Raw genomic sequence first — 26,962 nt, forward strand, 5'->3', positions numbered from 1 at the left:
ACATGACCACGAGACAACCACGTCACCTGGTTCGCGCCGGGCTAACTACGCTCTCCTTCGCGCTGCTAACGGCATGTACGGTCGGTCCCAACTTCGTCGCTCCGCAGGCGCAGGTGCCCGAAAAATGGACTCCTCATACCAGTGCGACGACGCAGAGCCATCCGGTAGACGCGTCGATCGATCCGAAGTGGTGGAGTCAGTTTGGCGACGCTCAGCTCGACGCGCTCATACAGCGCGCGGTATCAAGCAACCTCGACATCCAGGTTGCGGCGACGCGACTGCTGCAAAGCCGCTGGGAGCGCCGCATTGTGGGTGCGGCGGGGCTGCCGTCCGTGGGCGCTAACGCGGCCTACCAGCGTACGGGCGTGAGCGGCGTGGGCGTACTGGGGCAGGAGGGCGAGTCCTCCGGACCGGCGGACGGTGGAAACGCAGGCGCCATGGGCGCCGAAGCAGGCGCACCGTTCAATCTCTACCAATACGGCTTCGACGCAGCCTGGGAGCTGGACCTGTGGGGGCGCAACCGCCGCGCGAACGAATCCGCAGATGCGATGATTGTCGCGACCGATGAAATGCGACATGGCGTAATTGTGTCCGTATTGACGGAAACCGCCACCAGCTACATCCAGCTTCGTGCGGTTCAGGCGACGACGGCGACGGTAACCGAGTCGCTCACATTGGCGAAGCAGAGCCTTGAGCTCACGAAACGACGTCGCACCGAAGGTGTTGCCACCACCCTCGAAGTATCGGAGGCGTCGGCACTCGTCGCATCTATTGAGTCGGAATTGCCCGCGCTTGAAGAGCAGCAGGGGCATCTGGTCAATGCGCTCAGCCTGCTCGTCGCGCAACCGCCGGGAACATTGACAGCGGAACTGGCTGGCGCAAGGCCTGTGCCGCCGGTGCCGGCGCAGGTGCCGGTCGGGTTGCCGTCAGAGCTCGCGCGGCGGCGGCCGGACATCCGTCAGGCCGAAGCACGTTTGCATTCCAGCACTGCGAACATCGGCGTCGCTCAGGCTGACTTCTACCCCCATGTAACGCTCTCGGGCAACATCGGGATGCAATCGCTGTCTTTCGCGTCGCTCGGCACGTGGGCGGCGCGACAGTTTGCAGTCGGCCCCACGATGAGCCTGCCCATCTTCGAAGGCGGCCGCCTCAAGGGCACACTGAAGTTGCGCGAGGCGCAGCAGCAGGAGGCGGCACTGGCCTATCAGAAGACGGTCCTGAACGCGTGGCGGGAAATTGACGACGCGTTGATTGCGTACGACGCGCAGCAGCGCAGACGCGCCAGTCTCACTGCGGCAGTCGAGCATAGCCAGACCGCGTACCGGGCGGCGGTATCGCGCTATAAAGCCGGCGCAAGTACATTCCTGGACGTGCTCGTGGTGCAGCGCTCGCTGCTCGACGCGCAGACGGCACTCGTGCATAGCAATGCTGAGGTGTCGTTGACGGTGGTGCGGCTCTACAAAGCGCTTGGGGGCGGCTGGGAGGATTCGCCGCTCGCTTGAATCACAAGATTTCTTACGTGGGAACCGGGCCGCTGGTCTGGCGAGCCCGGCATGAATGTGTCGTAAAGCTGCGCCTGCGCGCCGCCTGAGCCATGCGCTATGCGCTATGCGGCGGGGACGTTGAACTTACCCGCGTGGAAATCAACTACAGCCTGATTCAGTTCTTCCTGCGTGTTCATGACGAACGGACCGCGGGCTGCGATCGGCTCGTCGATCGCCTCCGCATGACCGAAGAGCAGGACAGACGCGTCCGCTGCGGTCAGTTCGAGCGCATCACCGTCGTCATGCAGTTCAGCCAGGTTGAACTGCGAAACCTCTTGCCCTTCGATCGCGACCTTGCCACGGACAACGTAGAGGAAGATCTGGCGATCCCCAACATTCTCGAATCTGACCCGGCTACCAGCAGACATGTGGATGACGGACATGAAGGTGCTCGTCAGCGATTCAATGGGACCTTGCACGCCTTGCCATTCGCCCGAAATCAATTGAACATGCGCCGCACGGTCGGGCGTGCTCACCACGGGAATATCATTTTCCTGCAGGCCGACATAGCGAGGGGACGTCATCTTCAGGCGCGCCGGCAGGTTCAGCCATAGCTGCAGGATTTCCAGCGGTCCGCCGTGCTCCATGAACGGATGCGGCGAGAGCTCCGCATGAATAAGACCACTGCCTGCCGTCATCCACTGGACCCCGCCGGCGTCGATGACGCTCTCGTGTCCACCGGTGTCCGAGTGCGCCAGGCTACCGTCGAGGACGAAAGTCACCGTCTCGAATCCGCGATGCGGGTGCGGCCCAAATGGCAATCCGCCATTGTGCGGTGCGTACACCTGTGGGCCGTGGTGATTCAGAAAGAGGAACGGATTCAGATGCGGTAGCGCCGGCCCCGGCAGAGGGCGCCGTGTGGTGAGGTCGGCTATATCGTCGCGATGCGCGCGATGGATCGCTTTAAGCGTACGGTTGGGCATTCGATGGCTCCTTGCAGCGTCGGTAGCGAGCCTACGCAAAAGATTCAGGTTATGGACACGTTGGACGAAAACGTTGATCGTCGAACGCATGCTACCCGTGCGTGACGGGTTCGGGTAGCGGGCAATATCGATGAGCAGTGTTCTATTTCTGGAACGATAAATGTATGGCTGCCGCGTGTCAGCCTGCCCGGACCGAGCTATGGCTAGCGCATCCATTCACTCGCGTAGTTATCTGGCATATGCATTGCGTCGAATCCGAAGCGTGGTGTCGCGAGGTTGACCGCTGTAAGAACCAACAGGAGCCGTCCCCATGTCCAGTCATTCAAGCGTTTCCTTCACAGAGCGGCGTCGTCTGGGCGGCTGGCTGCCGCGGAAAGAACCGGAGCTAGCGGCGTTTAGAAAGGACCTCGCGGCAAAAGCGCGGCGGCGGGCTGGGCAGGCTCCGCGCGTAAGCGTAGCCGAGGAGCTGGCAACGCTGATTGGCAACGATCCGGTGCTTCGGATGGACCTGACACGCGCCATCAATGACGCGATTGCCGCCGGCTACGAACTTGGTTATTCAACCATCGACGAGTTGATCGATATTGTCGACTACCTGATGACGTACGCGCCGCGTTTTAGCGAAGCGAGCCTTATTCATTGCCCGCTGAACGCGGTTCTCGATTGGCCGATGTGCATGCCGTCGGGCTACGCGCTTTTTCGCGACCCCGCGCTCAATGCCCAGTTGAAGCGCGTACTTGACGTCTGGTGCGGTTTCCTTAGTGGACCCCATTCGCGAACACATCTGAATACCTCGTCGCCAGACGGATGGTTTTCGCCAGAAGCGCAGAAGCAACTGGGCATGTCGCAGTTCATATGCGATCCGGACGCGCCGTACTGGGGATTCGCATCGTGGAACAATTTCTTCACGAGGCAATTCCGGCCGGGCGAGCGCCCGGTCGCCGAACCGGATGACAACAAGGTCATTGTCAGTGCATGCGAAGCGTCTCCCTACAACATACAGCATGACGTCAAACTGCATGATCAGTTCTGGATGAAATCCCAACCGTACTCACTGCAAGAGATGTTCACGACGAACCAGCTCGCGTTGGCGAAACAATTCGTTGGTGGCAGTGTGTATCAGGCTTTTCTTAGCGCGTTCAACTATCACCGCTGGCACGCGCCGGTCGGTGGCAAGATCGTCAAGGCGTATCACGTCGACGGCAGCTATTACTCCAATGCGGAATCGGAGGGCGTCGACCCCGGCGGGTTGAACGATTCGCAGGGTTATACGACGGCAATTGCTGCGCGCGCGGTCATCGTGATCGATTGCGATGATCCCCGGATCGGCCTTGTAGGTTGCATCTTCGTCGGTATGGCCGATGTGTCCTCGTGTGTCATCGAGGCGCTTCCCGGACAGCGGGTCGCCAAAGGCGATGAACTCGGCTACTTTCAATACGGCGGCTCAACATATTGCCTGGTTTTCCAGCCGGCCGTGGTGCAAAGCTTTATGCCGCATCCGCCGTTTGACGACGCGAAACCGCCTCTTCACGTCAATGCGTGCGTCGCCAAGGCACGATGAGAATTTGGGGTACTTAGTGGACGAGCGCCGGGCGTTTGGCAGCCCGTGATTCGCCGAAGCTTGGGTCGTCTTGTCAGGCGCGCATCGGAGGCCGTCAGCGAGAGCGGTCAGCGAGAGCGGTCAGTCGATAGACCCCGCGGCACCCTCAGTTAGCGGTCGAACCGGGGGGGATGGGATTCTTGTCCTGAGAAGAATCCAGCGCATTTTCTGAGGCTGGGTGTTTGTTCTTTTCCTCCACGTCTCGCGCGGTTTGCTTTGAGTCGGGCGATGGATCTGCGCGCGAATCCGTTCCTGCTCTTTTGCCTTGCTTTCCAGCCATGTTCGCTTGCTCCGCTCGCTTTGCTTCCTCCGCTTTCGCGTCGCGATGCTCTTCCGGTATGCGAGAAGCTTCTAACGTGTGCTTCATGATGTTCTCCCACAGAAATAGGGTGTTCAATCGATCGCAGCAAGCGGTGGACCCGCTCACGGCGGACGGCGAACCGGCCAGGCGGCGGCCAATTCATCTGACAAGAGTCCAGCAAACGGACAGCGCACCGGCTTCCATTGCCGATTCGGTAAACGGTGGCGAAGATAACGCGTCGAACGATCCGCGCCATCGGACGTCGAAACGTTCCTCGACGGTGGCCGTTCCTGCCTTTAGCTGAAAGCCCCTGGTTGCGAGACGATAGCCTTCTAGTCGAAGCAGTTCGGTCAGCCGTTCCCTGCATGCACTCGCCCGGTCATATTCGACAGTCAGCAAGGCAGTTTTTTCACGCGACATGCGACGCTCAACGTACTCGAAACCCCATAGGACGATCATGCCCAACGTGAGTCCGGCTAAACCGAGGAGCAATTGACCACCACCAATGCATAACCCGATGACCGTGACGAACCATAGCGTCGCGGCAGTCGTCACGCCGATCACCAGACCGTCTTGACGCAGGATGGTCCCCGCACCGATAAAGCCGACGCCTGAAAGAATCCCCAGCGGCAAACGCATCAAGTCGAGTACAGCGAACGACCCGGGTTGCTTGCCGGCTTGCGCAAGCAGTGCGTTGACCTGAAGCATCGCGAGACAGGCGGCCAGGCAGACGAGCAACGTTGTCCGCAGCCCGGCTACTTTGCCTGACTCGCCGCGATTAAATCCTACCAATGTTCCGGCGAGCACCGACAGCGCGAGACGGATCACGATGTCGAACCAATGAAGTGTTGTCGGCATCAGGTCCATATTCGCTTCCCGATTAAAAGCAACAGACTTAGCTGAGGTTGGATCACGGCCGACGGCGTGATTCAAGTCGCGGACTTACGCATGGCGCCGGGATATCCGACGCGAAACCGTCAGCCTCCGCTGAGTCAGTTGGAATCGTAAATGCGCTCGCTCTGATCGCGGTAATCCTTTTGGGCCTCCTGCTCCGGCACAGCGTGCTATTTGTTTTTATGGCCGGGCAGCACCGCGCCCAGTACCTGCCTGGCGGTATCGATAAGTACATTGCCCTGATCCGGGTCGCCCTTCATCAGTGTCGATGCGAACGCCTTGGCCTGCGCGAGCGTGATATGCGGCGGCAGGGGCGCCACGTTCGGATCGGTCTTTACCTCCAGTACGACAGGGCGATCCGAGGCGAGCGCCTCGTCCCACGCAGCCCCCATCTTGTCGGCATCGTCGACATAGATTCCCTTCAGACCAATCAGCTCAGCAAACTTGTGATACGCGACAGAGGGAATGTCCTGAGATGCCTCGAACTTCGGGTCGCCCTCCATGACGCGCTGCTCCCACGTCACCTGGTTCAAATCCTCGTTGTTCAGCACCATGCAAATCCAGTGCGGAGTAGCCCATTGCTTCCAGTATTTCGCCACGGTGATGAGTTCAGCCATATTGTTCATCTGCATTGCGCCGTCGCCGACAATGGCGATCACGGGCCGCTGCGGATGTGCAAATTTCGCAGCGATGGCGTAAGGGACCGCGGCCCCCATCGACGCGAGCCCTCCCGACAACGAACACATCATCCCGCGCTGGACCTTCAGGTCGCGTGCATACCAATTGGCGCAAGAGCCGGAATCGCTTGTGACAATCGCATTGGATGGTATGCGCGACGAGAGCTCCCAGACCGTGCGCTGCGGATTGACGCCGCCTTGGGCGGATTCGTGTGCACGCCGGTCGAGCGTTTGCCACCAGTCCTCGGTCCATCCTTCAATCGTCTTGCGCCAACCGCGGTCCTGCTTTTCTTCGAGGAGCGGTAACAGGGCACGCAGGGTCTCGGCGCTGTCGCCAACAAGGTTCACTTCCATCGGATAGCGCAGGCTCAGCATATCGGCTTTGAGATCGATCTGAACGCCACGCGCCGCGCCTTCCTTCGGCAAGAACTCCGAGTAGGGAAAGCCGGAGCCGATCATGAGCAGCGTGTCACATTGGGTCATCAAATCGTAGCTCGGCTTGGTGCCTAGCAGTCCGATCGAACCCGTGACCCAGCGCAGGTTGTCCGGTAACGCGGCTTTGCCCAGAAGCGCCTTTGCAGCGCCAGCGCCGAGTTTGTCCGCCACGGCGATCAATTCGTCGGTCGCTTTCAATGCGCCTGCGCCGACGAGAATTGCCACCTTCTTGCCCGCATTCAGCACATCCGCGGCTTGCCGGAGGTCGTTGGCATAGGGGACTGTCTTTGGGGCACGATAGCCCGCGCCTGAATGCACTGTTCCATGCTTTCGACCGGGCGGCTCGTACTCAATATCTTGCAAGTCGTTTGGAAGGATCAGTGCGGTGACGGTGCGCTCGGCTAACGCGACCCGCACAGCCCGGTCGACGAGATGGCGAATTTGGGAAGGAACGCTTGCTTGCTGCACGAAGGCGCCGGCAACGTCCTTGAACAAGGAAACGAGATCCAGTTCTTGCTGATAATGCCCGCCGAGCGACGCGCGAGCTTGCTGTCCCACGATCGCGAGGACCGGCATGTGATCCATTCTGGCGTCGTAAAGGCCGGTGACCAGATGAGAGGCCCCCGGCCCTGACGTCGCGATACAGACGCCGAGTTCGCCTGTAAATTTTGCATGTGCCGCCGCCATGAATGCCGCCATTTCCTCATGCCGGACCTGGACGAATTCTATTTTTCCTTTGGCCCGGTTAAGCGCGCCGAACACGCCGTTGATGCCGTCGCCGGGATAGCCGAAGATGCGGCGAACGCCCCACGAATAGAGACGATCGACGAGAAAGTCGCCAACTGTTGCGGCCATGGGATGCTCCAAAGGTGGGTGGCGGAGACTATCGAATAGCAATGTGTATTCCCCGCTTGGCGCTGCTTTGCCCAGGGACGCAATTAACGCAGTGCACGGGGCGCGATAGGGGGTGGTGGCGTCTGTTTAGGGTAACGAGCGCTAAATGAGTTGCCCGCATCGGTACGTTCCGTGCAGCAAGCTCGCAGCGACGACGCCGGTCTGGTCGAATTACACGAAGATTGGAACGCTGGGCTTTAGCGCAACAGGTAGGACTACGGTCCGTAGTCCATGGATAACCGGAAAAGTCGAGTAACGAGCGGCTGGTTAGCGCCCGTACTGTGTGTTTGCAGCGATCAGGCCACGAGGTTGCCGCACATGCTTGACAGCACATTGTGCTGCGGAAAAGCGGTTCACCGGGGGTCTCTAAAAATCCTTCCAACGAGCCAGGAAAACTCCGGCGGAGGTGTGGTCTTGATTGCGCGGCACATGTCGGCGACCGGGCCGAGATCACGACGATTTGCGAACGCGATGGCTTCGTCGAGGGATACGGTTCCCGCTACCGCTTTGCCTTCGCTGTTGCCTATCGTGAAATCAAATTCCCAGTGCGTTGCGAAAATCCCTTTCGACTCTATAACCCCAATGATTTTTGCGTCCATGTCGCACCTCCGGGCATTCTTTATAAAATAAAGAATGAGAGCGACGTCTGCCATCCAGTATTTCTGTCGAAAAATGGCGGATTTCGGACAGCCCCGACATGATTCTTTCGTGCCGCACGCGGCTGGTGAACATTTTGTAGAGGAGAACGAGCATCGTTCGTCCCGCTCAACTGCATGTCGCTACCCTGACAGCGCGTCATTAAAGATTTTCTTCTACTGCCTACCGCCTGCGCATGGAAGGCAGGAATCGCGCTTGCTGGTATGTCCACTACCGAACGCCTCGTATGAATCCGTAGACATTGGAGTGCGCCATGCCGTCCGAAAAAATATCCACTTCGCGTCGCACTTTAATGCAAGGCGCCACAGCGGGATTTGTCACCGCAGTGGCAACACGGGCTGTCGCACAGACCGATGTTTCCAATTCGGCAGGAACCGCCATGGCGAGCCCGCCGCAGGACCCACGCACGCTCTATCCGCATCCGCCATTCCCTGCCCAGGAGCAACCGTGGCCAGGCCTTGCGGGGCGCATGACGCCCCGCCCCGATCACGGCGAAACCAGCTATCGAGGCTCTGGCCGTCTCAACGGACGAAGAGCGCTGATTACTGGCGGTGACTCGGGCATTGGTCGCGCCGCAGCTATCGCGTATGCACGTGAAGGAGCCGACGTCGCGATCGTCTATCTTCCGGCGGAAGAACCCGATGCCCGTGAGGTCATACAAATCATTCGTGCCGCGGGTCGCAAGGCAATCGCATTACCCGGCGACATTCGCGATGAGGCTTTCTGTCAGGCGCTGGTAGAACAGGCGGTGTCAGGACTGGGCGGCCTGGACATTCTGGTGAGCAACGCTGGACGACAGCAAAGCCACGACTCGATCCTCGACATCACCACTGAGCAGTTTGACTGGACACTCCGTACCAATCTGTATGCGATGTTCTGGATTACGAAGGCGGCGATTCCTCACATGCCACCGGGCTCGGCGATCATTTATACGAGTTCGGTGAACGCTTACGATCCCTCATTCAACCTGCTCGATTACGCAATGACCAAAGCGGCTATCGCCAACTTCTCCAAAGGGCTTTCCAAGCAAATGATCAAGCGGGGCATCCGCGTCAATGCGGTTGCCCCTGGTCCTTTTTGGACAGCGCTACAGGTCAGCGGCGGCCAGACAACCGAGAACGTCGAAAAGTTTGGTGAGCAGGTACCGATGGGGCGCCCAGGGCAGCCGGCGGAGATCGCACCCGTCTACGTGCAGCTTGCGTCTGCGCAGGCGAGCTATGTAACCGGGCAGGTCTACGGCGCATCAGGCGGCTCGGGCCAGCCGTGAATTCGCGGCTTTCTTTCCGGTGCCTCGCGCAATGCCGGTATCAACGCGAAACTTTGACCGACACGGGGAATGTGCCCAAGGCTTGACGTCCTAACAACGAGCGCGCGAGAAACGATGGCTAACAGGATCGGAATATCGGGTTGGCGCTACGAGGGATGGCGCGGCGTGTTCTACCCCAAGGGCCTTCAACAGGCTCGCGAACTGGAATTCGCTTCTCGTGCGGTAGATACGATAGAAATCAACGGTTCGCATTATTCCCTCCAAACGATCGGCAGTTACGAGTCGTGGTATGCGGCAACGCCGGCTCATTTTGTGTTCAGCGTAAAGGGTCCGCGTTATCTGACCCATATGCTCCGATTCCGGGACGACTCAGTGCGGCCGGCCATCGCGAATTTTTTCGCCTCTGGCGTTCTCGCGCTTAAAGAGAAGCTTGGACCTTTTCTCTGGCAGTTCCCGCCCAACTATTCTTTTGAGCCGGTGCGCCTGGACCGGTTTCTGGCGCTGCTGCCGCATGACACTCGCGAAGCTGCCGCTCTGGCGAGCCAGCATGACACCCGGGTAAAGCAGCCGTGGTTTGACATCAGGCGCCAGCACCGTCTCAGACACGCGATCGAGATCAGGCACCCGAGTTTCGCAAGCCCGGACTTTATAAAAACGCTGCGCGAACATCGCGTTGCGCTTGTGATTTCAGACTCGGTGGCAGGGTGGCCTTATGCCGAAGATCTGACGGCTGACTTTGTGTATATGCGCCTTCATGGCACCGAGACGCTGTACGGCGGAGCCTATACCGATGAAGGGCTCGACCATTGGGCAAGTCGGATCCGGAGTTGGTCCGCGGGAAGCGCACCTCCGGATGCGAAGCTTTTCTCGCCGGCACGCGCCCGTCCAGGAAAAATTGATGATGTGTTCTGCTACTTCGACAACGACAAAAAGGTTCGGGCGCCATTTGATGCCCAACGATTGATGACGCGTTTATCGGACGCGTAAGGCGTCTTGATCTGCACTCATCCCGCTTGTCGCTCGAACGCCGATAGTTGTCCGTAGATCGCTTAGGCATGGAAATTGCCAATTCATGTGGGCATTCGTAGCAATAGCCCACCTACATTTTTTACCGGCGCCTCGTTGCGTCTCAACGCCTACATTGAGACCGCGGTGCGAACAGTCGCGATGACAAACGATAAAACGCCAAACGAGATGCCTGCTCCCGAATCCAAACAGCTTTCGGCAACAAGCTCGCTGGATTTTCCGGTGGTGGGCATCGGCGCCTCGGCCGGTGGCATCCAGACCTTGCTTCGTCTGTTTGAAAACACGCCTGGCGATGCCGGCATGGCGTTCGTTATCGTCTTGCATTTGTCCTCGAAACACGAGAGCGTCGCGGATCAGGTCCTGCAACGTGCAACGAAGATGCGCGTCATTCAGGTGACGACGCCCACGCGAATCGAAAAGAACTGCGTCTACCTCATCTCGCCGTCGAACAACTTGTCCATGGAAGACGGACATTTGCGTGTCACGCATGTTGATCGCCTACCCGGTCGGCCCGTCACGATTGACCTGTTCTTTCGGAGTCTGGCCGAGGCGCACGGCGAACGGGCCATCAGCATCGTCCTCTCCGGGTCCGGAAGTGATGGGTCGGTTGGCATCGGTCGTATCAAGGAGCTGGCTGGAATCACGATCGCGCAGAGCCCCGAGGACGCCGAATACGAGGACATGCCTCGCAATGCGATTGCGACCGGCATGGTGGACATCGTGCTGCCGATCGTTGACATCCCGCAAAAATTGATCGAATTGTGGGCCAACATGCGCGCTATCGAGGTGCCGCGATCTGGTCAGGAACAACCCGTTGCTCCCGCCGTTGTTGGAGAGCACATCGTTTCGCCTGCCGAGCGCGCGCTTCATTCGATATTAATGACCCTGCATACCCGCACCGGTCACGATTTTCATCACTACAAGCGCGCGACCGTTCTGCGGCGTATCGAACGGCGGCTGCAAGTCAATGCACTGCCCAGCCTGCCGTTGTACGAGCGATTCCTGAGTTCGCATCCCGAGGAAACGTCACCGCTACTCAAGGACATGTTAATTGGCGTTACCAACTTCTTCCGTGATCGCGAAGCATTCGAAGCGGTCGAGCGTGAGGTAATCCCGAAGATCGTTACCGAGCGGAACTCGCTGGACGATCCGGTGCGCGTGTGGGTGCCCGGTTGTTCCACCGGAGAAGAGGTCTACTCGCTCGCGATGTTGCTATGTGAACGCCAGCCGGAAGGGAACGAGCTGCCGGCGATTCACTTGTTCGCGACCGACATTGACCAGCACGCTATCGAAATTGCCCGGGCAGGTAACTATCCTGAATCAATCCTGACGGACGTGCCGCCCACCCGCTTGAACCGATTTTTCAATCATGCCGGCAGTCGCTACGTGATCGACAAGTCGGTACGCGAAAAGGTGCTTTTTGCCCCTCACAATATCCTGCGCGATCCGCCGTTCTCGCAGGTGGACTTCGTGTCGTGTCGCAATCTGCTGATTTATCTGGATCGCACGATTCAGCGGGAAATTTTTCAGACCTTCCACTTTGCGCTGAAGCCGGGTGGCTTTTTGTTCTTGGGAAGCTCGGAATCGGCCGAAGTTGCAGACGATCTATTCATAGCGATCGACAAAAAGAACCGGATCTATCAAGCGAAGATCCTGACTTCGCGCCCGCGTGCGTCTGCTGCGTCGTTCCCCCGGCTGGCGGCGGGGCCGGCATACCTCAGCATCGCGGCGCGGCCCGTTACTGAACGGCCACGCCTGGAGACCGCCGACTTGCATCGCCGGGCGATTGAACACGGTGCGCCTCCCAGTGTCATTGTGGATCGCGACGCAGATGTCGTGCATATGTCTGGTCAGGTCGGGCAGTTTTTTCACTATCCAGGTGGCGAGCCATCACACAACCTTCTCACGCTGATCCATCCTGACTTGCGGCTCGAATTGCGCACGGCGCTGTTTCAGGCGACACAAAAAGGCATCGACGTCGACACGCGGCCGGTGCGTTTGTCCAGCGGTGAGACGGCCACGCGAATCAGGATGAAGGTGCATCCGTACCACGATCAGGCAAGCGGCGTGGACATCCTGCTAATTTCGTTTAGTGAACTGGAAGACCTCGCACGGCACGGAGGGAGTGCAACTGACGAAAGCAGCTCCGCTGCGCACGATCCGGTTACGGCGCAACTCGAAGCAGAGTTGCATCTCGCGAAAGAGAACCTGCAGTCGTCCATTGAACAGTCGAACGTATCGACCGAGGAGTTGAAAGCATCCAACGAAGAGCTGCAAGCCATCGTTGAAGAACTTCGGTCAGCGACCGAAGAGCTCGAAACGAGCAAGGAAGAGCTTCACTCGGTCAATGAAGAACTGGTGACGGTCAATGTCGAGCTGGAATCGAAGGTGGAGGAGACGGCCAAGGCGAACGACGACCTGGAGAACCTCATTGCCTCAACGGATATCGCGACTGTTTTTGTAGACCGGGCGATGCGCATTAAACGCTATACCGCGCCCGCAGTCGGCTTGTTCAATCTGATCAAGTCCGACGTCGGCCGCCCATTGCTCGATCTTACGCATCGCGTGAAATATCCCGAACTGGCCAACGATGCTGCCGCTGTCTTTGGCACCTTGCAAATGATTGAGCGAGAGGTCGAAACGGGCGATGGCCATTGGTTTCTGGCTCGTTTGCTGCCGTATCGCACTGCTGACCACCACATCGACGGCGCTGTGCTTACGCTGATCGATGTCACGTCTCAACGACAAGCGCAACTGGAGGCGCGCACAAGTGACGACCGGCTGAAGCTTGCGGCGCTGACGACCGACGATTACGGGATCATCGTCCAGGACATGGACGGCGTGATTGTTAGCTGGAACAAGGGTGCGGAACGCATATTCGGATACAAGGAAGCGGAAGCGAAGGGCAACTCCATCGATATGATTTTCTTGCCCGAAGATCGGGGGGACGGTATTGCTCAAGCTGAGCGAGCGCAAGCGGCCGGCGTCGGGCGCGCTGAAGACGAACGGTGGTACCTGCGGCGTGATGGCTCGCAAGCCTACTGCAGCGGCGTTATGACATTCATCGATGCAGCCGGCTTTAAGGGTTACGCGAAGATCGTTCGCGACGTCACGGATCAGAAAGGGATTGAAAGCCAGCAGCAGTTACAGTTGACGCTTGAGCGCGAAGTGCGCCTTCAGGCGGAGGCCGCCAACCGTTTGAAGGACGAGTTCTTTGCCGTGTTGTCGCACGAACTAAAGAACCCGCTCAATCTGATTCATGTGAAAGCGGAGTTGCTCACCCGCACGCCCGAGGCAAGAGGTATCGCAGTCGTTCAAGAGGCGGCCGAAGCTATCCAGCGCTCGGTCGTCGGCCAGGCGAAAATCATCGACGATCTGCTCGACCTGTCGCGCGCGCGCACCGGCAAGCTGGCGTTGCAGCGGGGACCGGTCGACGTTTCGGTCGCAGTGCAATCGGTGGTCGAGGCGAGCGCGGCCGATGCGGCAATAAACGGCATTGCCCTATCGACGTCTGGCGTGAGCGTCCCCGTTGTCATCCGGGCCGACGCGGTCCGGCTCGAGCAGATGCTTTGGAATCTCGTGCGTAATGCACTGAAGTTCACGCCGCGCGGGGGACGTATTGGGATCACGCTCTTGCGCGACGACGATTTCATCTGCATCGAAGTTACAGACACGGGGCAGGGCATTGCGCCGGATTTCCTGCCGAGAATATTTGACATGTTCAGCCAGGCTGAAGCGGCAGGAAGACGTGATCGTGGAGGATTGGGAATCGGGCTCTCGCTGGTCCAGCAAATAGCGGAGATGCATGGTGGACGCATCGAGGCCGAGTCCGCGGGCTTGGGAAAGGGCGCTCGTTTTCGTCTCTGGTTACCGGAAAGCCCCGTTTCGCGAGGGTTGAACCATCCGGGTGAGCCACTCGATTCGAGTGCTCTCATGGGGCTGAAGGTCCTGTTGGTCGACGACTCGCTGGAAGCGCTCGAAGCGTTTCGCACGCTTCTCGAACTCGAGGGCGCACACGTGCAGGCGGAGGCGACCGCAAAGCAGGCCCTTGCGGTGGCAACCAGCAACGACTTCGATTTGATTCTGTCGGACATCGGAATGCCGGAGATGGACGGCTACGAATTAATTGAAGCCTTGCGAAAACTGCCACGGATGGTCGCGGTGCCCGCGATCGCACTCACCGGCTTTGGACGTGCTCAGGATGCTGCGAAAGCGCTGCGTGCCGGTTTTAATGCTCATCTCGCGAAGCCTGTATCGCTACCGGTTTTGCTTAGTGCCATCGATCGAATAAAAGGGCCGAAACTTGGGTAGTTGCGGCAAAGTTTCGACTTCCGCACCTCACCGCATGGTCCATGTCGCGGGTATCGCCGGAGTGTCCAAAATAACGGTTTCGCGCGTGCTCGCCTGGTTTTCGCGCGGGGATTAGTCGCGCCTCGAACCATGATTGCGTTCTGTTTGGGTTTCTGATATCGGTCGACCTTGTCAGGCGGGTTGAGCCGCGAGCATGGCTTCCATTTTTACAGAATCCATATTTGAATCGCAGGACCAAAACGGTTCGAATTGCTAAATTATTGGCGAGTACCGATGCAGTCTCTCAAGGCTTAAACGTGCAGCGAAGCTTTGAAGTCACCGAGTCGATCAATGTGCATTCGCTTGGCGAGCGATGAACCCAATCTTGCATGACGGAATTCGTATTGATGAAATTATGCAAGCGGGATTTAAGCGCTGTCCTTGAATTACGACAAAGGATAAGGCCGTTAATGGGCTGCCTTGTGCTCACTGCTTCACTCACCGGCGTTGCATCTGCCGAAGGCAAATTCACGGACGCTGAAGACGGCATGTTCGACTTGAGCGATATGTTGTTGTCACATCGCGGAGTCCTGCCGGTACCCACTATTGTCACGGAACCTGCGGTTGGATATGGGCTCGGCCTTGGGCTGCTTTACTTCACCATGCCCAAGCATGATCCGGATGCCCCTCAGAGCGAGGTCAAGAGCTCAGCGCCTCCCAATATCACGGGCTTGGGCGGCTTCGCGACAGGCACGCATAGCTGGGGTGTAGGGCTGATGCATTTTCACACCTGGGACGACGACCGGATTCGCTATCTCGGCATTGTGGGAAAGATCAATCTGCATCTGAATTACTACGGTTCGGACGGCGGATCGCATGCGTATCAGCTAAGTGGCGTGGCGGTTGTTCAGCAGCTCTTGTTCCGCTTGGGCGATAGTCCGTGGTACGTCGGCCCTCGCTATACGTTCCTGGATTCCAATACGCGGTTCGGCGCCATGCTGCCGAATGGACTGCTCGATTTCAAGAACGAGCAACGCGTCGCAAAGGGCGGTGTCGTCATTGACTACGACACCCGCGACAATTTCTTTTTCCCGGGCAAGGGAACCTATGCCGAGCTTGAAGCGGAAATTGCCAGAGGTGGGCTAGGCAGCTCTTCAAATTTCCAGATGGAGACAGCAAAGGGTTATCACTGGATACCCCTCGCTCCATCATGGGTCCTCGGTGTGCGGGCCGACACCGGATTTTCGCAAGGCAATATCCCGTTTTTTGCGCAGCCTTACGTCTCGCTACGAGGCGTGTCTGACGCGAAGTATCAAGACCGGAATCAACTGACGAGTGAAGTCGAGCTCAGGTGGAATGTCGCGCCGCGCTGGTATGTGCTCGGTTTTGGCGGCGCCGGCAAAGCGTACGGCGAGCTTCACTCCCTTTCAGATGCGCCGACAGCCTATGGTTTCGGCACGGGTTTTCGCTACCTGATTGCCCGCAAGCTGGGTTTGACGATGGGTATCGATATTGCACGCGGCCCCGGCCAGAACGCGTTCTACGTTCAAGTCGGCAGTGCCTGGCGCTAAGACTTGAACCTGAATTCAAGCCACCCCCGTTCCAATGGCCGGCCAATGAAAAACCACTCGATCCAAGCATGCCTGTACGTCGTTTTACTGGCAACGTGCTGTCTGATCACCCCGGAAAGCCGGGCAGCGTCCTTCGACCTTCCCGGCACGCTCCCCAGCATGGTCGGCGGTGGCCTTGGGTCTACAACGGACTATGCAGGGGCCAAGGACCGTTTTATCGGCGCTGTGCCGGGCGTGCGTTATGTGACTGATGGCGGGCAGCTGTTCGAGCTATACGGGCCCTATGCCCAGTTCGATCTTGGTGGGCTGACAGGCCTGCAATACGGTCCGGCCGTGGAGCTTCGCCTGGGGCGAAGTCATGTTGACGATCCGGTCGTTTCCCAGCTCCACGACGTGAACACGACCGTGGAAGCGGGCGGCTTTGTGGGCTATGAATACGATAATCAAGGCGCGTTCCCATATCGCCTGAGGGGTTCCGTGACGGTGGTGACCAACGCGGGCATTGTTTATACGGGAGCGCGGGTGTCAGTGAACGGCAGCCTCTGGTTGCCCGTGCAGCGGCGCATTTTCGTAGGTGCCGGGGTGGGCGCGAGCTGGGTCAGCCAGGGCTTTAACCAGGTGTACTACGGCGTAACGGAAGAGGACTCCACGCGCAGTGGCCTGCCTGCTTTCACTCCTTCCGGTGGACTTGAGCAGATGACCGGGTGGCTTGCCGCGATCTACCAGATCGACAAACACTGGTTCGGCGGAGCAATGATTTACTACCAGCGGTTATCCGGCTCGGCGGCTGACAGTCCGATCGTCACACAGCGCGGAAACCGGAATCAAATCACTTACGGCGTTGGAGTCGCCTACGCATTCAAGTGACATGCCGGACGGAGGCTAAAACCTTCCTTCAACAATTTCGCAGTTGGACGGCATGTCCACGCATCGAGCGGCGTCATCCATACTGATTTCGTTCAGGATGACCCGCACGGCCTGAAGCGTCCAGCCGTGTGTGACGACCAGCACGGTCTGCGGACTACTCAGCTTCAGGTCAGCGATCAGTGATTGAACCCGCGTGAGCATTCCCGTGAAGGGTTCGCCGTCCGGCATGGCGGTAGTAGCCGGCGCGTGGGCAATGAATCGCTGGAAATCATCGCCAGGCTTTCCTTCAAATTCCGCACCCACCCGGTTTTCGTTGGCTAGCCGATTAACGACTTGCGGAACGTTCAATACCTTATTGGCCAGCCATGCTGTTTGCCGCGCACGCAGAAATTCCGAGGTCACGATAAGCTCGATTTTCTCGTCCTTCAGGCGCTCGCCCAAGGCCCTGGCCTGCACTTCTCCCTTCTCGGTCAGGTAAAAGCCGGTGCGGGGATTACTGTTGCAAACGCCGCGAACGTTGCACGGATATTCGCCGTGGCGCGCGAAGATGATGCGTTTGGACGCGGTGCTGGGTTCGGACAGCCAGTTTATTTCGGACATGTGGTGAAGAAGGACGGGGAGCTTGCCCCGATTGTACCAACCCAAGCTTCCTCGTCAGTTTGGTACCCGGCGTGACAAGCGAAGCGGACTAACCGGAGCCGCCTGCCGGCACTCGGCAATATCATCCACGTCCATGCCGCGCGGATACCTCTTGCAAGTCCAGGTCATGCTCGAGGATGTGCAACATCTCGTCGTGAATGGCGCCGGATCGATGCATCCGGAGCAACTCCTTGCGCCCGGCTGCGATAGCTGCCAGGACAACATCGTAATGAGTGACACGTTCCTCATGCGGAAAATCAGTCCGGTCGCCATACGCTTTGGTGAGTGTTGCCCGGTAGGTATATTGCTCTAGCAGCCGAGGATGAATCACCTTTCCCTCACTGTCGCGTACAAGTGGTTCGATAGCGGCGAGCTGCGCCGCCTCCAGTCTTGCCCATGCTTGCGGTTCGGTGAGATGTTGGGCGCCGGCATCCGGGCTGCGATCAGGATTGATCCATTCGATGAGAACGCCAATGGTGGCGCCTTGCAGCAACACGGTCACCAGGATGACGGCAAACGACGCGACAAGGATCAAATCCCGTCCGGGCAAGGTTTCTGGAAGCGACAGTGCAACCGCGAGGGTGACCACGCCGCGCATGCCCGCCCAACTCGTTATGGTCGCGGTTCGCCAATCCAGCGCCACGTTCTTGCGGCCGGTTAGACGCTGCCATGACGCGTTGAAAAACTCGGTAGCGAAGACCCACACGAAGCGCGACAGGACCACCGCACCAAGCACTGCCGCCACGGCTGGCGCGAGCGTAAGGAGTGCATCGTCGGCACCGCCTGACCGGGCGATGACCCCTCGAAGAGAGAGCCCGATCAGGATGAATACGAGCGCTTCGAGAAGGAAGATGATGACTTGCCAGAACGCGGTGCCGCGCATGCGAACAGTTGCGCTCAAGACTTCGTGTTGATACCAGCCCAGGGTCAGGCCTGCCGTGACAGTCGCGATGACGCCCGAGACGCCGAGCATTTCGCCGACAATGTAGCTGATCCATGCCGTCAATACGCTGATGGTGATGATGAGATAGTCGTCAGCGAGGCAGCGGATGATTTGCACGATCACGTAGCCAACGACGGCGCCGACCACCACGCCACCCAGGCCGAGCAGGGCGAAGCTTGCGGCAGCATGTTCAATGCTGAACGTTCCGGTAAGCGCTGCCGCCACGGCGAAGCGAACCAGGACGAGGCCGGCCGCGTCGTTGAGCAAGCTTTCTCCCTCGAGGATAGACATCAGCTTGCGGGGCAGCGCGAGGCGTTCGAGCACGGCCTTGGCGGCGATGGCATCGGGTGGCGAGACAATAGCGCCGAGCGCAAAGCAGACGGCCCAAGGCAGGCTGGGGACAATCAGGTGGGCGACCACACCGACCGCAAGTGTGGTGAACGCAACGGCACCGATAGCGAGAAGCAGGATCGCGCCGAGATTGCGCTTGAGCTCTTCCCAGACAGAGAAGTAGGCACCATCCATGAGCAGCGGCGGCAGGAATACGACAATCACCAGGTCCGGGTCAAGCCGAACGGGCGGAAGACCGGGCACGAATGCCATGGCCATGCCGCCAATCAGCAGCGCGGCAGCGGGTGGCAATCTAAGGCGCTTGGCTAGCAACTGCAAGCCGATCATCACGATTAGCGAGAGCAGGACAAGCTTGAATGCGGAGACGGAGGACATGGATTTGCCTGCAGAGCGTCAAGTGAGTGGAGCTTACCCGACGGCGGCATTTTTTCGGAATTCACGTGTGCAGGTTATCGCGTGCATCCGTTCTGAAGAAACGCTGCTACATACGCAGTTCTAGACAGAATACGATGCTTACCGCGCCCGTACGTCGCGACTGATTCCGGGACTTTACCAAGCCCGGCAATCTTGACGCCAAGCTTATTTACCAAGCTTACTTATCGCCGTGAAAAGCCTCGTAGCGAGCGAGCAGACGTTTGGCATTATTGCGTTCGGGTGCATCGATCCAATTGTTTGCGTCGGCGGCATAGGCCCCTTGTGCTTCGCAAGCAGCCAGCATTGCCCGCGCGGCCTCCGCAGCGCTCCTTGACGGTGTCAGCGCGCGATTGACCGCATCAACGTGTTCGGCGAACACCACGCACTTCGATGTAAATCCAAGCTGAGTCGAGATCTCCATATCCGCTGCCAGCGTTGCGGGGGATCGGTAGGTACACGGCAGGTCGATCGGCACGCAATTCGCCGCAATACATTCAATGAGAAACCGGCTGCGTGCATAGAGCAGTTCCCGGCCTTCAGGCGTGCGACGCGCGCCCAGATTCGCGGCTAGATCCTCGACTGCGAGCATGCAGCATCGAATACGCGGGCTGACGGTCAATAACGTTCCGAGAGCGACCAGACCCTTTGCGGATTCGATAGTCGGAACAATCTCTGTCGTGCCTTGCACGATATCGTGGACACGTTCGAATTCACTGAGCGCCGCATCCAGCGCGATGAGTTGATTCGTGGTTTCGGTGTGGGGCAAAAAGACTGCATGCGGGGCTCCGGACATGATGCCTTCAAGATCGGCATGTCCATCATTCTCCAGCTTGTTGATGCGTGCGGCGCCGATCAATCCCAGGCGCGCGGCTTCACGCAGCATCGCGACGATCCGCTCTCGCGCCATTGGCCGATCCTCAGGCGTGGTCATTTCCTCGAGGTCGGCAACAATAGCGTCCGCGCCGCTTGCGAGCGCGGCTGCATGGCTGGGGGTATCGACGCCGGGAACGAAAAGCCATGCGCGCCGCAACGCGGGCGCTCGAATGGGATATGCCGGTTTCATGTTTGTTGTCTCGTGACCTGTGTGCGCGACTGTCGTTCCGGGCGAAATTAAAAATCAGAATGAGGATGCGGGTACCGAGACGCCCAGCCACTTCTTTTCGATCTGATCGATAGAGCCATCCTTGCGGGCACTGTCCAGGGCCGTGTTCAATTCGTCTCTCAACGGCCCTTCGCCCTTGTTCACCGCTATGTGCATGGGTGAGTCGAGCAGACGAATCTTTTCATCGATCGATGTTTGCGGATGCATCGCGCGAACGCGTGCAGCCACGTCTCCTCCCAGCGAAATCAGTTGAGTCTGCCCCGCAAGATACGCGGCAATCGCGCTGCTTTGATCGTCGAAACGCTTGATCGTTGCGGTACCCGGTGCCACTTTCGTCAGGCTGATGTCTTCGTTCGTCCCGCCTGCGGTCGCGACCGACTTGCCACCCAGGTCGGCGGCTTGCTTAACCTCGATATCCTTCGGACCGAACACGGCGATGTAGTAGGGCGCGTAGGCTTGCGTGAAGTCCAGGACCTTGTCGCGTGCCGGCGTTTGCCCGACCGACATCAGCAGGTCGACTTTATGATCGGCGAGGTACGCCAGCCGGTTCGTGCCCGTCACGGGTACGAGCTCCGCGCGCACACCGAGTTTTTTCGCCAGGACCGCGGCAAGATCTACGTCGATTCCACGCGGCTTCATGTCCGCGCCGATCGAGCCGAACGGCGGATAGTCCTGGAATACGCCGATCTTCACCACCTTGCTTTGCTTGATGTTGTCGAGCGAATCGGCGTACGCGCAGGGCAGGGAACCTAACACGGCAGACAATAAAACCAGCGCCAATACCATGCAACGTGCAACCGGAGGAGGCGGGCCAAACGCTTTCATGATGAAGTCCTTGTTGATGTCGGAGCGTGGGTAGGAAATGCAGGTCTTAAGCCATCGCTGCCGCTGCCCGCTTAGCTTTTTGCACTCGCTAATTCGTGTCGCGCGGTGGCGCATGACTCCTTTATCGGGAATACAAAATGATTAGTCCAATTTCTAATATTTATTTTAAGTATAATTTTCATGGATGATGACAGCCGAGGTTAGCAATGAGCAACGAACGATCCGATACCTACCTGAATGATCGGCTCGACTGGAATCTGCTGCGGACATTTCTCGCTATAGCGCGCGAGCGCAGTGTGAGTCGCGCGGCTACGCGGCTGCATTTGACGCAACCCGCCGTGAGTCAGGCTCTGCGGCGTCTGGAGGATCAGCTTGGCATGCGGCTGGTGGATCGTCATGGGCCGCGCATAGAAGTGACACAGGCCGGCATTGAAGTGCAGCAGATCGCAGAAGATGTGTACGGCACGATCTCGCGGCTTTCGCTGGCCAAGGTCGACGGCGATCACGATATCTCGGGCGTGGTGCGCCTGAGCACGGTAAGCGGCATTGATTTCCCTGCCTACGACACATTCCTTGCCGAGTTCCATCGCGACTATCCGCGCATTGAACTCGAGAGTCAGGAGATGCGCAGCGCCGACGTAGTCAGCAGTTTGCAGCAGAAGTCCGCAACGCTTGGGCTTACGCCGCGCCGCACCTTGCCCAAGAGGGTCGAGAGCCGCGTGTTCCTGAGGCAGCGTTATGCACTTTTTTGCGGGCGCCACCATCCGTTGTTCGGGCGCACGGACTTGCGCACGTCCGATCTCGTGAGCGAGAAGTTTGTGTCCTTTACGGGTGACAAGGTAGGTGATCACATGTCGCCGCTGACGTTCTTCCGCGATGAGATGGGTTTCACCGAGCGCGTGATCGGATCTTCGTCGAGCATGTGGGAAGTGAAGCGATTCATATTCGCCGGCTTCGGCATTGGTTGTCTTCCAGAACACGTGGTTCGGGAGGACATAGCACAGGGGCGTTTTCAGCGCCTGCCACCGGATGAGGGCGTGGCCGATCTCGATGTGCATCTGCTTTGGTCGAATGACCGGAAGTTCAGCGCGGCCGAGACGGCCTTCCTGGATGCGCTGCACCGGTTTATCGATACGGAAGGCGGTGAAGCGATTCCTGTCGCGGTGTAGAGGCATCTTTGGGCGAAGAGCCTGGTGTGCTAATAGCCTCGCGTCACATCAACCGCGTTGTGCAAAGCCTCCCCATTCACGAGCCGCCGCACGTTCTCCGCTACCTGTAGTCCGATCGTATCCGCGCTGGCGACCGAGGCCATGTGCGGGGTCACGATCATGTTCTTGGCCCGCCAGAATGCATGTCCTCGCGGCAGTGGTTCGTTTGGAAAAACATCGACAATGGCGCCGCCAATACGCTCCTCGTTCAGCGCGCGCAGCAAATCCTCCGGTACCAGATGTTCCCCTCTTCCCACATGGATCAGCTTTGCGCCGGGACGCAATGCATTGAACGTGCGTGCATTGAGGATGCCGCGCGTTTCGTCCGTCAGGGGTAACAGGCAAACAAGGATATCGGTACCTTGGAGGAAAGGTTCCAGCCCTTGCGCACCTTCGAATGTTTCGACGCCTTGCAGGTCTCTTGCCCGACGCGCCCAACCGCGTACGCTGAATCCTAGCCGATGCACGTCTGTTGCCACGCGGCTGCCGATCTCACCGAGTCCCATCACGCCTATTGAACAGGTTGATGGATCTTGCTGAGTGGGGCGAAACCAGTGTTCTTCGCGCTGGTTCAATATCACACGATCAAGTTGTCGATAAAAATGCAGTACGCCCCACGTCACGAATTCGCTCATGCCGCGTGCGTGCTGCGGATCGACCACTCGGCACACGGGTACGCGGGGCAGGCTGGGGTCGGTCAGGATGTTGTCGACGCCGGCTGCAATGCTGTGCACGAGCCGTAACTGGGGTAACGCTGCGATAGCGCCATGGGGGGGATTCCAGCACACGGCGACCTCGGCGTTTTGGGCGTTCTCGTGACCGTGCAACGTGACTTCGAGGTCGGGCGCTGCGCGGAGAATGGACGGGACGAGGTGCGACATATCGAAGTCGCGGCTGATGAGGACAATTTTAGTCATAAGTTTTTCGCTCGCGCCGGTGGACGGGGGGTGGTTTTGGGGGTAGTGGTTGGGGTCTATGCCGGGGTGGTCGGTTCTGGGGTTCGCGGTCGGGGTCAGTGCCAGGGTGTTAGGTTCCGGGGTTAGTGGTCGGGGTCTATGCTGGGTTGGTGCTTTCGGCCGTGGTGGTCTGCGAGAGTCGGATTTTCTCTTTATCACTATTAGCCACTGTGCGTGGCGGCACGTCATTTCTTTGTCCAAAGCGACAAAGAAACGAAGCAAAGAAAGCGCTTTTAAACCACGCTACCCTAAGTGTCCACAGCGTGCAGTTTCTATTCATAGGTGCCCCAAAAGCACGGTGCTCGCCAGAGCCACCGATGTGTGAACCCCTCCTTCTCCGAACACGGATACCCACACGCTTCGCCACCAGTGATTGAACCTGCCCAAGGAGCACCCCGCGCTATCCGCGGATAACCTCCCTCCGAATTTGTACTCTCGTCGAACCACGCCGCCAACCCGCAACGTATCAAACCCCAAGATGCTTAAGGCAGTAGCCAACGAAAATAATCGTATGAAGAACGTAGCCAATTCACTAAAGCTCGAAGTGGTAATTCGCGTCAAGCTGCTACGGATCAGGCTACGATCCACGAATATGACCGCGCAGACCAGGCAGCTAACCGACCAAAAAAACTGCGACCGTAAATACGTGTGAGGCCATTTGGATTCGTTAGCAATGGTGCTTGCCCGAGAGCGTACGGGGCGAAGCGTGTTCGTGTCAGGATTCGCGAGAAGGAGGGGTTCAAACATCCTCCGCTCTGGCGAGCACCGTGCTTTTGGGGCACCTATGAATGAAAACTGCACGCTGTGGACACTTAGGGTAGAGCGGTTAAAGCGTTTTCTTTGCTTCGTTTCTTTGTCGCTTTGGACAAAGAAATGACGTGCCGCCACGCACAGTGGCTAACAGTGATAAAGAGAAAATCCGACTCTCGCAGACCGCTAACGCCGAAAGCAGCAACCCGGCAATAACTCCGACCGCCAACCCCAAACCCACCAGCACCCCCCGACCACTACCCCAAAATCCCGTCCACCGGCGCGAGCAAAAAACTAATCCGTTATTAATCGCAACGCCGCCCGCCAAGCCATCTCCATGATTTCCGCCGATTCCTCGCGGTTGAACTGGCTGGCGGTCAATTCGCAAACTTCCACAGACGGAATGCGCAACGGGGTCCCGCCCGCCAACGCCTGAATCTGCGCCTGACAAGCGCGCTCAAGAAAATAGATCTCATGGAACGCCTCGGCAACCGTCGCCCCCGCTACAAGCAAACCATGATTCCGCAAGATCATCGCCTTGTTGCGACCAAGATCGCGCACCAGACGTTCACGCTCGCCAAGATTCAACGCAATGCCCTCGTAGTCGTGATACCCGAGCTTGCCGTAGAACTTGAGCGCATGCTGACTGATCGGCAACAACCCATGCTCTTGCGCAGACACCGCCGTTCCGGCGGCCGTATGCGTGTGAACCACAAAACCAAGGTCCTCGCGAGCCATGTGAATCGCGGAATGTATCGTGAATCCAGCAGCATTCACGCGAAAGCGCGCGGGTTCGGTAGCGGCGCGTTCATCAATGACATTGCCCAGATGATCGATCTTGACCAGATCCGAAGCCCGCATCTCATGGAACATAACGCCATACCGGTTGATCAGGAATGCCGGCGTCGCGCCGGGCAAGCGCGCAGTAATATGCGTATCGATCATGTCCGTCATGCGGAAATGGGCCGTAAGCCGGTACAGCGCCGCCAGATCCGAACGGACCTGCCATTCATCAGAGTCAAACATGTCGGCGTCGAACACGGCCTTGTGCGTATCGGGAGGCAGATTTTGCGTTGCTTGCATGCTATGGATCTCTCAAGTTCGTGCGCGGTGACAGGACGTAGTGTTCGTTGAACAGAAAGCATTCGTCAAATTCCCTGTCCTTATCCTCATCATCAATCCTGCTAATGCTTGACCCGACTCCTGCCGCTGAAACGCCGCAGCGCCCGCGCCGCAACGCGGGTATGGAAGTATTAGCCACGTTGATACTGACAATGCAAAAACGCGATTGTACGAATGATTTTTGACGCTTGATAAGTCGGTATCCCCTCTCGTACATCGCGTTTTGAACAACGCGCGCCACTTTCAAGGAACACGAAAATCATGAAGGCAGCGGTCTCCGGCAGGCAACCCGTCCGCGCAGCGTTTGCGGCTTTTATCGGCACGACCGTCGAGTTCTACGACTTCTATACCTACGCGACAGCCGCCGCGCTCGTGCTAGGTGACGTCTTCTTTCCAAGCAGCAATCACTTCATCAGCACGCTCGCTTCATTCGGCACATTCGCGGTCGGCTTCATTGCACGGCCTCTGAGCGGTGCGGTGTTCGGGCACTTGGGCGACAAGCTGGGACGCAAGAAAATGCTGCTGCTGACCATGTTCCTCATGGGCGTGGCGACGACAGGCATCGGCTTGTTGCCGTCTTACGCGACAGCCGGTATCTGGGCGCCGGCGATGCTGATCGTGCTCCGCATAGTGCAGGGCATTGCAGTGGGCGGCGAGTGGGGCGGTGCCGTGCTGATGTCGAGTGAACACGCGCCGGAAGGACGCAAGACCTTCTTCGCGTCATTCCCGCAAATGGGAAGCCCCGCAGGCCTGATTCTTTCGCTCATTTCCTTCCGGCTGGTGACGTCGCTCAATCACGACGACTTCATCTCCTGGGGATGGCGCTTGCCGTTTCTCGCAAGCTTCATCCTGCTCGCGGCCGGCCTGGTGATTCGTTCGGGTGTCAATGAATCGCCGGAGTTCGAGGCAATGAAGAAGTCGGACGAAATGGTGCAGTCACCCGTCAAGGAAGTGCTCAAATCGCATTGGGTGCCGATCCTTTTTGCGGCGGCGGCAACGACTATAGGGTCTGCCGGATTCTTCTTCACCAACACGTTCATGATCTCGTACGTGACGGTCTATTTGCATATGTCGAAGTCGCTGATTCTCGACTGCCTGTTTGCCGTCACCGTCATTCAGCTTCTCTCGCAACCAATCTCGGCGATGCTGGCAGAACGATTTGGCAATGCCCGTTTCCTCACGGCCGCTGCGCTGCTTTCGATGCTGACGCCGTACCCCATGTTCATGCTCGTCAATACCGGAAACCCGGTGGCGATCATTGCGGGTATCGCGTTCTCGGTGGTCGTGTTGTCGGCGGTCTATGCGGTTATCGCGGGCTTCATGACTTATGCGTTTCCCCGGCATCTGCGCTATTCCGGCATCTCGATTGCGTACCAGCTCTGTGCGACGATTGCCGGCGGTACGACACCGATCATCGGGACCATGATCGCGCAGCGATTCCAGGGGCAATGGGTGCCGCTCGCGCTCTTTTTTACAGTGCTGTCGGCGGTCTCGCTGATTGGCATTCGCGGCCTGGCGCGTCTTCAGAATGGACGTGAGTCGAACGAGTCAAAACAGGCGGAATCGGTGGGGGCACTTGAGCGGCAAGGGGTGAATTGAGGTTGGCGAAGCGCATGCCAAGTCACCTTATTTTACGGCCGGCATGCGCTTCCTTACCCGCTGAAAGACTTGAGCCCCGTTCGGTTGACCGGGCAATTGCAACGGGA

20 protein-coding genes are annotated in these 26,962 nt (G+C 58.5%); 9 read left to right on the top strand and 11 right to left on the bottom strand.

Annotated features, from left to right (window positions below):
* Positions 1–2: 2 nt before the first annotated feature.
* Complete coding sequence (locus tag ACSQ8V_RS32850) at positions 3–1,502, top strand: efflux transporter outer membrane subunit (RefSeq protein WP_436208598.1); 1,500 nt, start codon at positions 3–5, stop codon at positions 1,500–1,502.
* A gap of 104 nt (positions 1,503–1,606) precedes the next feature.
* Here ACSQ8V_RS32850 and ACSQ8V_RS32855 read toward each other — a convergent pair whose 3' ends face one another.
* Positions 1,607–2,557 (bottom strand): pirin family protein, encoded by a 951-nt coding sequence (locus tag ACSQ8V_RS32855; RefSeq protein ID WP_436208599.1) that lies wholly within the window; start codon positions 2,555–2,557, stop codon positions 1,607–1,609.
* Positions 2,558–2,777: 220 nt separating this feature from the next.
* Between ACSQ8V_RS32855 and ACSQ8V_RS32860 the strand changes: the two genes are divergently transcribed.
* The gene (locus tag ACSQ8V_RS32860) at positions 2,778–4,028 is read left to right on the top strand and encodes a phosphatidylserine decarboxylase family protein (RefSeq protein ID WP_436208600.1); all 1,251 of its coding nucleotides are present in this window, start codon (positions 2,778–2,780) and stop codon (positions 4,026–4,028) included.
* A 145-nt stretch (positions 4,029–4,173) separates the two neighbouring features.
* Here ACSQ8V_RS32860 and ACSQ8V_RS32865 read toward each other — a convergent pair whose 3' ends face one another.
* The 4 genes from ACSQ8V_RS32865 to ACSQ8V_RS32880 form a co-directional block, all read right to left on the bottom strand.
* On the bottom strand, positions 4,174–4,434 hold the full coding sequence (locus ACSQ8V_RS32865) for a hypothetical protein (RefSeq protein WP_436208601.1): 261 nt from the start codon (positions 4,432–4,434) through the stop codon (positions 4,174–4,176).
* A 93-nt stretch (positions 4,435–4,527) separates the two neighbouring features.
* Positions 4,528–5,235, bottom strand: coding sequence for an MgtC/SapB family protein (locus ACSQ8V_RS32870; protein ID WP_436208602.1), 708 nt, complete (start codon positions 5,233–5,235; stop codon positions 4,528–4,530).
* A gap of 197 nt (positions 5,236–5,432) precedes the next feature.
* Positions 5,433–7,229: a thiamine pyrophosphate-requiring protein gene (locus ACSQ8V_RS32875; protein WP_436208603.1), complete on the bottom strand. Its 1,797-nt coding sequence runs from the start codon at positions 7,227–7,229 to the stop codon at positions 5,433–5,435.
* 392 nt (positions 7,230–7,621) lie between these two features.
* Positions 7,622–7,867 (bottom strand): hypothetical protein, encoded by a 246-nt coding sequence (locus ACSQ8V_RS32880; protein ID WP_213766233.1) that lies wholly within the window; start codon positions 7,865–7,867, stop codon positions 7,622–7,624.
* A 311-nt stretch (positions 7,868–8,178) separates the two neighbouring features.
* Here ACSQ8V_RS32880 and ACSQ8V_RS32885 point away from each other — a divergent pair, with 311 nt between their 5' ends.
* The 5 genes from ACSQ8V_RS32885 to ACSQ8V_RS32905 all read left to right on the top strand — a co-directional run bounded on the left by ACSQ8V_RS32885 (position 8,179) and on the right by ACSQ8V_RS32905 (position 16,946).
* A complete protein-coding gene (locus tag ACSQ8V_RS32885) occupies positions 8,179–9,192 on the top strand; it encodes an SDR family oxidoreductase (protein ID WP_436208604.1) in 1,014 nt (337 codons plus the stop codon).
* Positions 9,193–9,306: 114 nt separating this feature from the next.
* Positions 9,307–10,179, top strand: coding sequence for a DUF72 domain-containing protein (locus ACSQ8V_RS32890; protein WP_213766235.1), 873 nt, complete (start codon positions 9,307–9,309; stop codon positions 10,177–10,179).
* Between the two features lie 180 nt (positions 10,180–10,359).
* On the top strand, positions 10,360–14,529 hold the full coding sequence (locus tag ACSQ8V_RS32895) for a CheR family methyltransferase (protein ID WP_436208605.1): 4,170 nt from the start codon (positions 10,360–10,362) through the stop codon (positions 14,527–14,529).
* A 449-nt stretch (positions 14,530–14,978) separates the two neighbouring features.
* Positions 14,979–16,079 carry a BamA/TamA family outer membrane protein gene (locus ACSQ8V_RS32900; protein ID WP_436208606.1) on the top strand — a complete coding sequence of 367 codons (1,101 nt, stop codon included), beginning with the start codon at positions 14,979–14,981 and terminating at the stop codon, positions 16,077–16,079.
* A gap of 45 nt (positions 16,080–16,124) precedes the next feature.
* Entirely contained in the window at positions 16,125–16,946 is an 822-nt protein-coding gene (locus tag ACSQ8V_RS32905; RefSeq protein ID WP_436208607.1) for a MipA/OmpV family protein, read from the top strand.
* Between the two features lie 15 nt (positions 16,947–16,961).
* On the opposite strand, the gene ACSQ8V_RS32910 is transcribed toward ACSQ8V_RS32905, so the two are convergent.
* The 4 genes from ACSQ8V_RS32910 to ACSQ8V_RS32925 all read right to left on the bottom strand — a co-directional run bounded on the left by ACSQ8V_RS32910 (position 16,962) and on the right by ACSQ8V_RS32925 (position 21,220).
* Positions 16,962–17,591 (bottom strand): histidine phosphatase family protein, encoded by a 630-nt coding sequence (locus tag ACSQ8V_RS32910; RefSeq protein ID WP_436208608.1) that lies wholly within the window; start codon positions 17,589–17,591, stop codon positions 16,962–16,964.
* Between the two features lie 76 nt (positions 17,592–17,667).
* Positions 17,668–19,254, bottom strand: coding sequence for a Na+/H+ antiporter (locus ACSQ8V_RS32915; protein ID WP_436208609.1), 1,587 nt, complete (start codon positions 19,252–19,254; stop codon positions 17,668–17,670).
* 217 nt (positions 19,255–19,471) lie between these two features.
* Positions 19,472–20,356 (bottom strand): HpcH/HpaI aldolase/citrate lyase family protein, encoded by an 885-nt coding sequence (locus tag ACSQ8V_RS32920; RefSeq protein ID WP_436208610.1) that lies wholly within the window; start codon positions 20,354–20,356, stop codon positions 19,472–19,474.
* 54 nt (positions 20,357–20,410) lie between these two features.
* Complete coding sequence (locus tag ACSQ8V_RS32925) at positions 20,411–21,220, bottom strand: transporter substrate-binding domain-containing protein (RefSeq protein ID WP_436208611.1); 810 nt, start codon at positions 21,218–21,220, stop codon at positions 20,411–20,413.
* A gap of 206 nt (positions 21,221–21,426) precedes the next feature.
* Between ACSQ8V_RS32925 and ACSQ8V_RS32930 the strand changes: the two genes are divergently transcribed.
* Positions 21,427–22,389 carry a LysR family transcriptional regulator gene (locus tag ACSQ8V_RS32930; protein ID WP_436185957.1) on the top strand — a complete coding sequence of 321 codons (963 nt, stop codon included), beginning with the start codon at positions 21,427–21,429 and terminating at the stop codon, positions 22,387–22,389.
* Positions 22,390–22,418: 29 nt separating this feature from the next.
* Here the strand turns inward: ACSQ8V_RS32930 and ACSQ8V_RS32935 are convergent, their stop codons facing one another.
* Both ACSQ8V_RS32935 and ACSQ8V_RS32940 read right to left on the bottom strand, forming a co-directional pair.
* Positions 22,419–23,345 (bottom strand): 2-hydroxyacid dehydrogenase, encoded by a 927-nt coding sequence (locus ACSQ8V_RS32935; protein WP_255631537.1) that lies wholly within the window; start codon positions 23,343–23,345, stop codon positions 22,419–22,421.
* Positions 23,346–24,428: 1,083 nt separating this feature from the next.
* Entirely contained in the window at positions 24,429–25,160 is a 732-nt protein-coding gene (locus ACSQ8V_RS32940) for a class II aldolase/adducin family protein (protein ID WP_436186461.1), read from the bottom strand.
* Between the two features lie 357 nt (positions 25,161–25,517).
* On the opposite strand from ACSQ8V_RS32940, the gene ACSQ8V_RS32945 reads away from it, so the two are divergent.
* Positions 25,518–26,855 (top strand): MFS transporter, encoded by a 1,338-nt coding sequence (locus tag ACSQ8V_RS32945; protein WP_213766244.1) that lies wholly within the window; start codon positions 25,518–25,520, stop codon positions 26,853–26,855.
* The last annotated feature ends 107 nt before the right edge of the window (positions 26,856–26,962 follow it).

The sequence above is a fragment of the Caballeronia sp. LjRoot31 genome (genome assembly GCF_964253885.1).
Classification (GTDB): Bacteria; Pseudomonadota; Gammaproteobacteria; order Burkholderiales; family Burkholderiaceae; genus Caballeronia.

Coding starts and splice junctions, on each gene's coding strand:
- ACSQ8V_RS32850 (WP_436208598.1), top strand. CDS start 3: ATGACCACGAGACAACCACGTCACCTGGTTCGCGCCGGGCTAACTACG.
- ACSQ8V_RS32855 (WP_436208599.1), bottom strand. CDS start 2,557: ATGCGTTCGACGATCAACGTTTTCGTCCAACGTGTCCATAACCTGAAT.
- ACSQ8V_RS32860 (WP_436208600.1), top strand. CDS start 2,778: ATGTCCAGTCATTCAAGCGTTTCCTTCACAGAGCGGCGTCGTCTGGGC.
- ACSQ8V_RS32865 (WP_436208601.1), bottom strand. CDS start 4,434: ATGAAGCACACGTTAGAAGCTTCTCGCATACCGGAAGAGCATCGCGAC.
- ACSQ8V_RS32870 (WP_436208602.1), bottom strand. CDS start 5,235: ATGGACCTGATGCCGACAACACTTCATTGGTTCGACATCGTGATCCGT.
- ACSQ8V_RS32875 (WP_436208603.1), bottom strand. CDS start 7,229: ATGGCCGCAACAGTTGGCGACTTTCTCGTCGATCGTCTCTATTCGTGG.
- ACSQ8V_RS32880 (WP_213766233.1), bottom strand. CDS start 7,867: ATGGACGCAAAAATCATTGGGGTTATAGAGTCGAAAGGGATTTTCGCA.
- ACSQ8V_RS32885 (WP_436208604.1), top strand. CDS start 8,179: ATGCCGTCCGAAAAAATATCCACTTCGCGTCGCACTTTAATGCAAGGC.
- ACSQ8V_RS32890 (WP_213766235.1), top strand. CDS start 9,307: ATGGCTAACAGGATCGGAATATCGGGTTGGCGCTACGAGGGATGGCGC.
- ACSQ8V_RS32895 (WP_436208605.1), top strand. CDS start 10,360: ATGACAAACGATAAAACGCCAAACGAGATGCCTGCTCCCGAATCCAAA.
- ACSQ8V_RS32900 (WP_436208606.1), top strand. CDS start 14,979: ATGGGCTGCCTTGTGCTCACTGCTTCACTCACCGGCGTTGCATCTGCC.
- ACSQ8V_RS32905 (WP_436208607.1), top strand. CDS start 16,125: ATGAAAAACCACTCGATCCAAGCATGCCTGTACGTCGTTTTACTGGCA.
- ACSQ8V_RS32915 (WP_436208609.1), bottom strand. CDS start 19,254: ATGTCCTCCGTCTCCGCATTCAAGCTTGTCCTGCTCTCGCTAATCGTG.
- ACSQ8V_RS32920 (WP_436208610.1), bottom strand. CDS start 20,356: ATGAAACCGGCATATCCCATTCGAGCGCCCGCGTTGCGGCGCGCATGG.
- ACSQ8V_RS32925 (WP_436208611.1), bottom strand. CDS start 21,220: ATGAAAGCGTTTGGCCCGCCTCCTCCGGTTGCACGTTGCATGGTATTG.
- ACSQ8V_RS32930 (WP_436185957.1), top strand. CDS start 21,427: ATGAGCAACGAACGATCCGATACCTACCTGAATGATCGGCTCGACTGG.
- ACSQ8V_RS32935 (WP_255631537.1), bottom strand. CDS start 23,345: ATGACTAAAATTGTCCTCATCAGCCGCGACTTCGATATGTCGCACCTC.
- ACSQ8V_RS32940 (WP_436186461.1), bottom strand. CDS start 25,160: ATGTTTGACTCTGATGAATGGCAGGTCCGTTCGGATCTGGCGGCGCTG.
- ACSQ8V_RS32945 (WP_213766244.1), top strand. CDS start 25,518: ATGAAGGCAGCGGTCTCCGGCAGGCAACCCGTCCGCGCAGCGTTTGCG.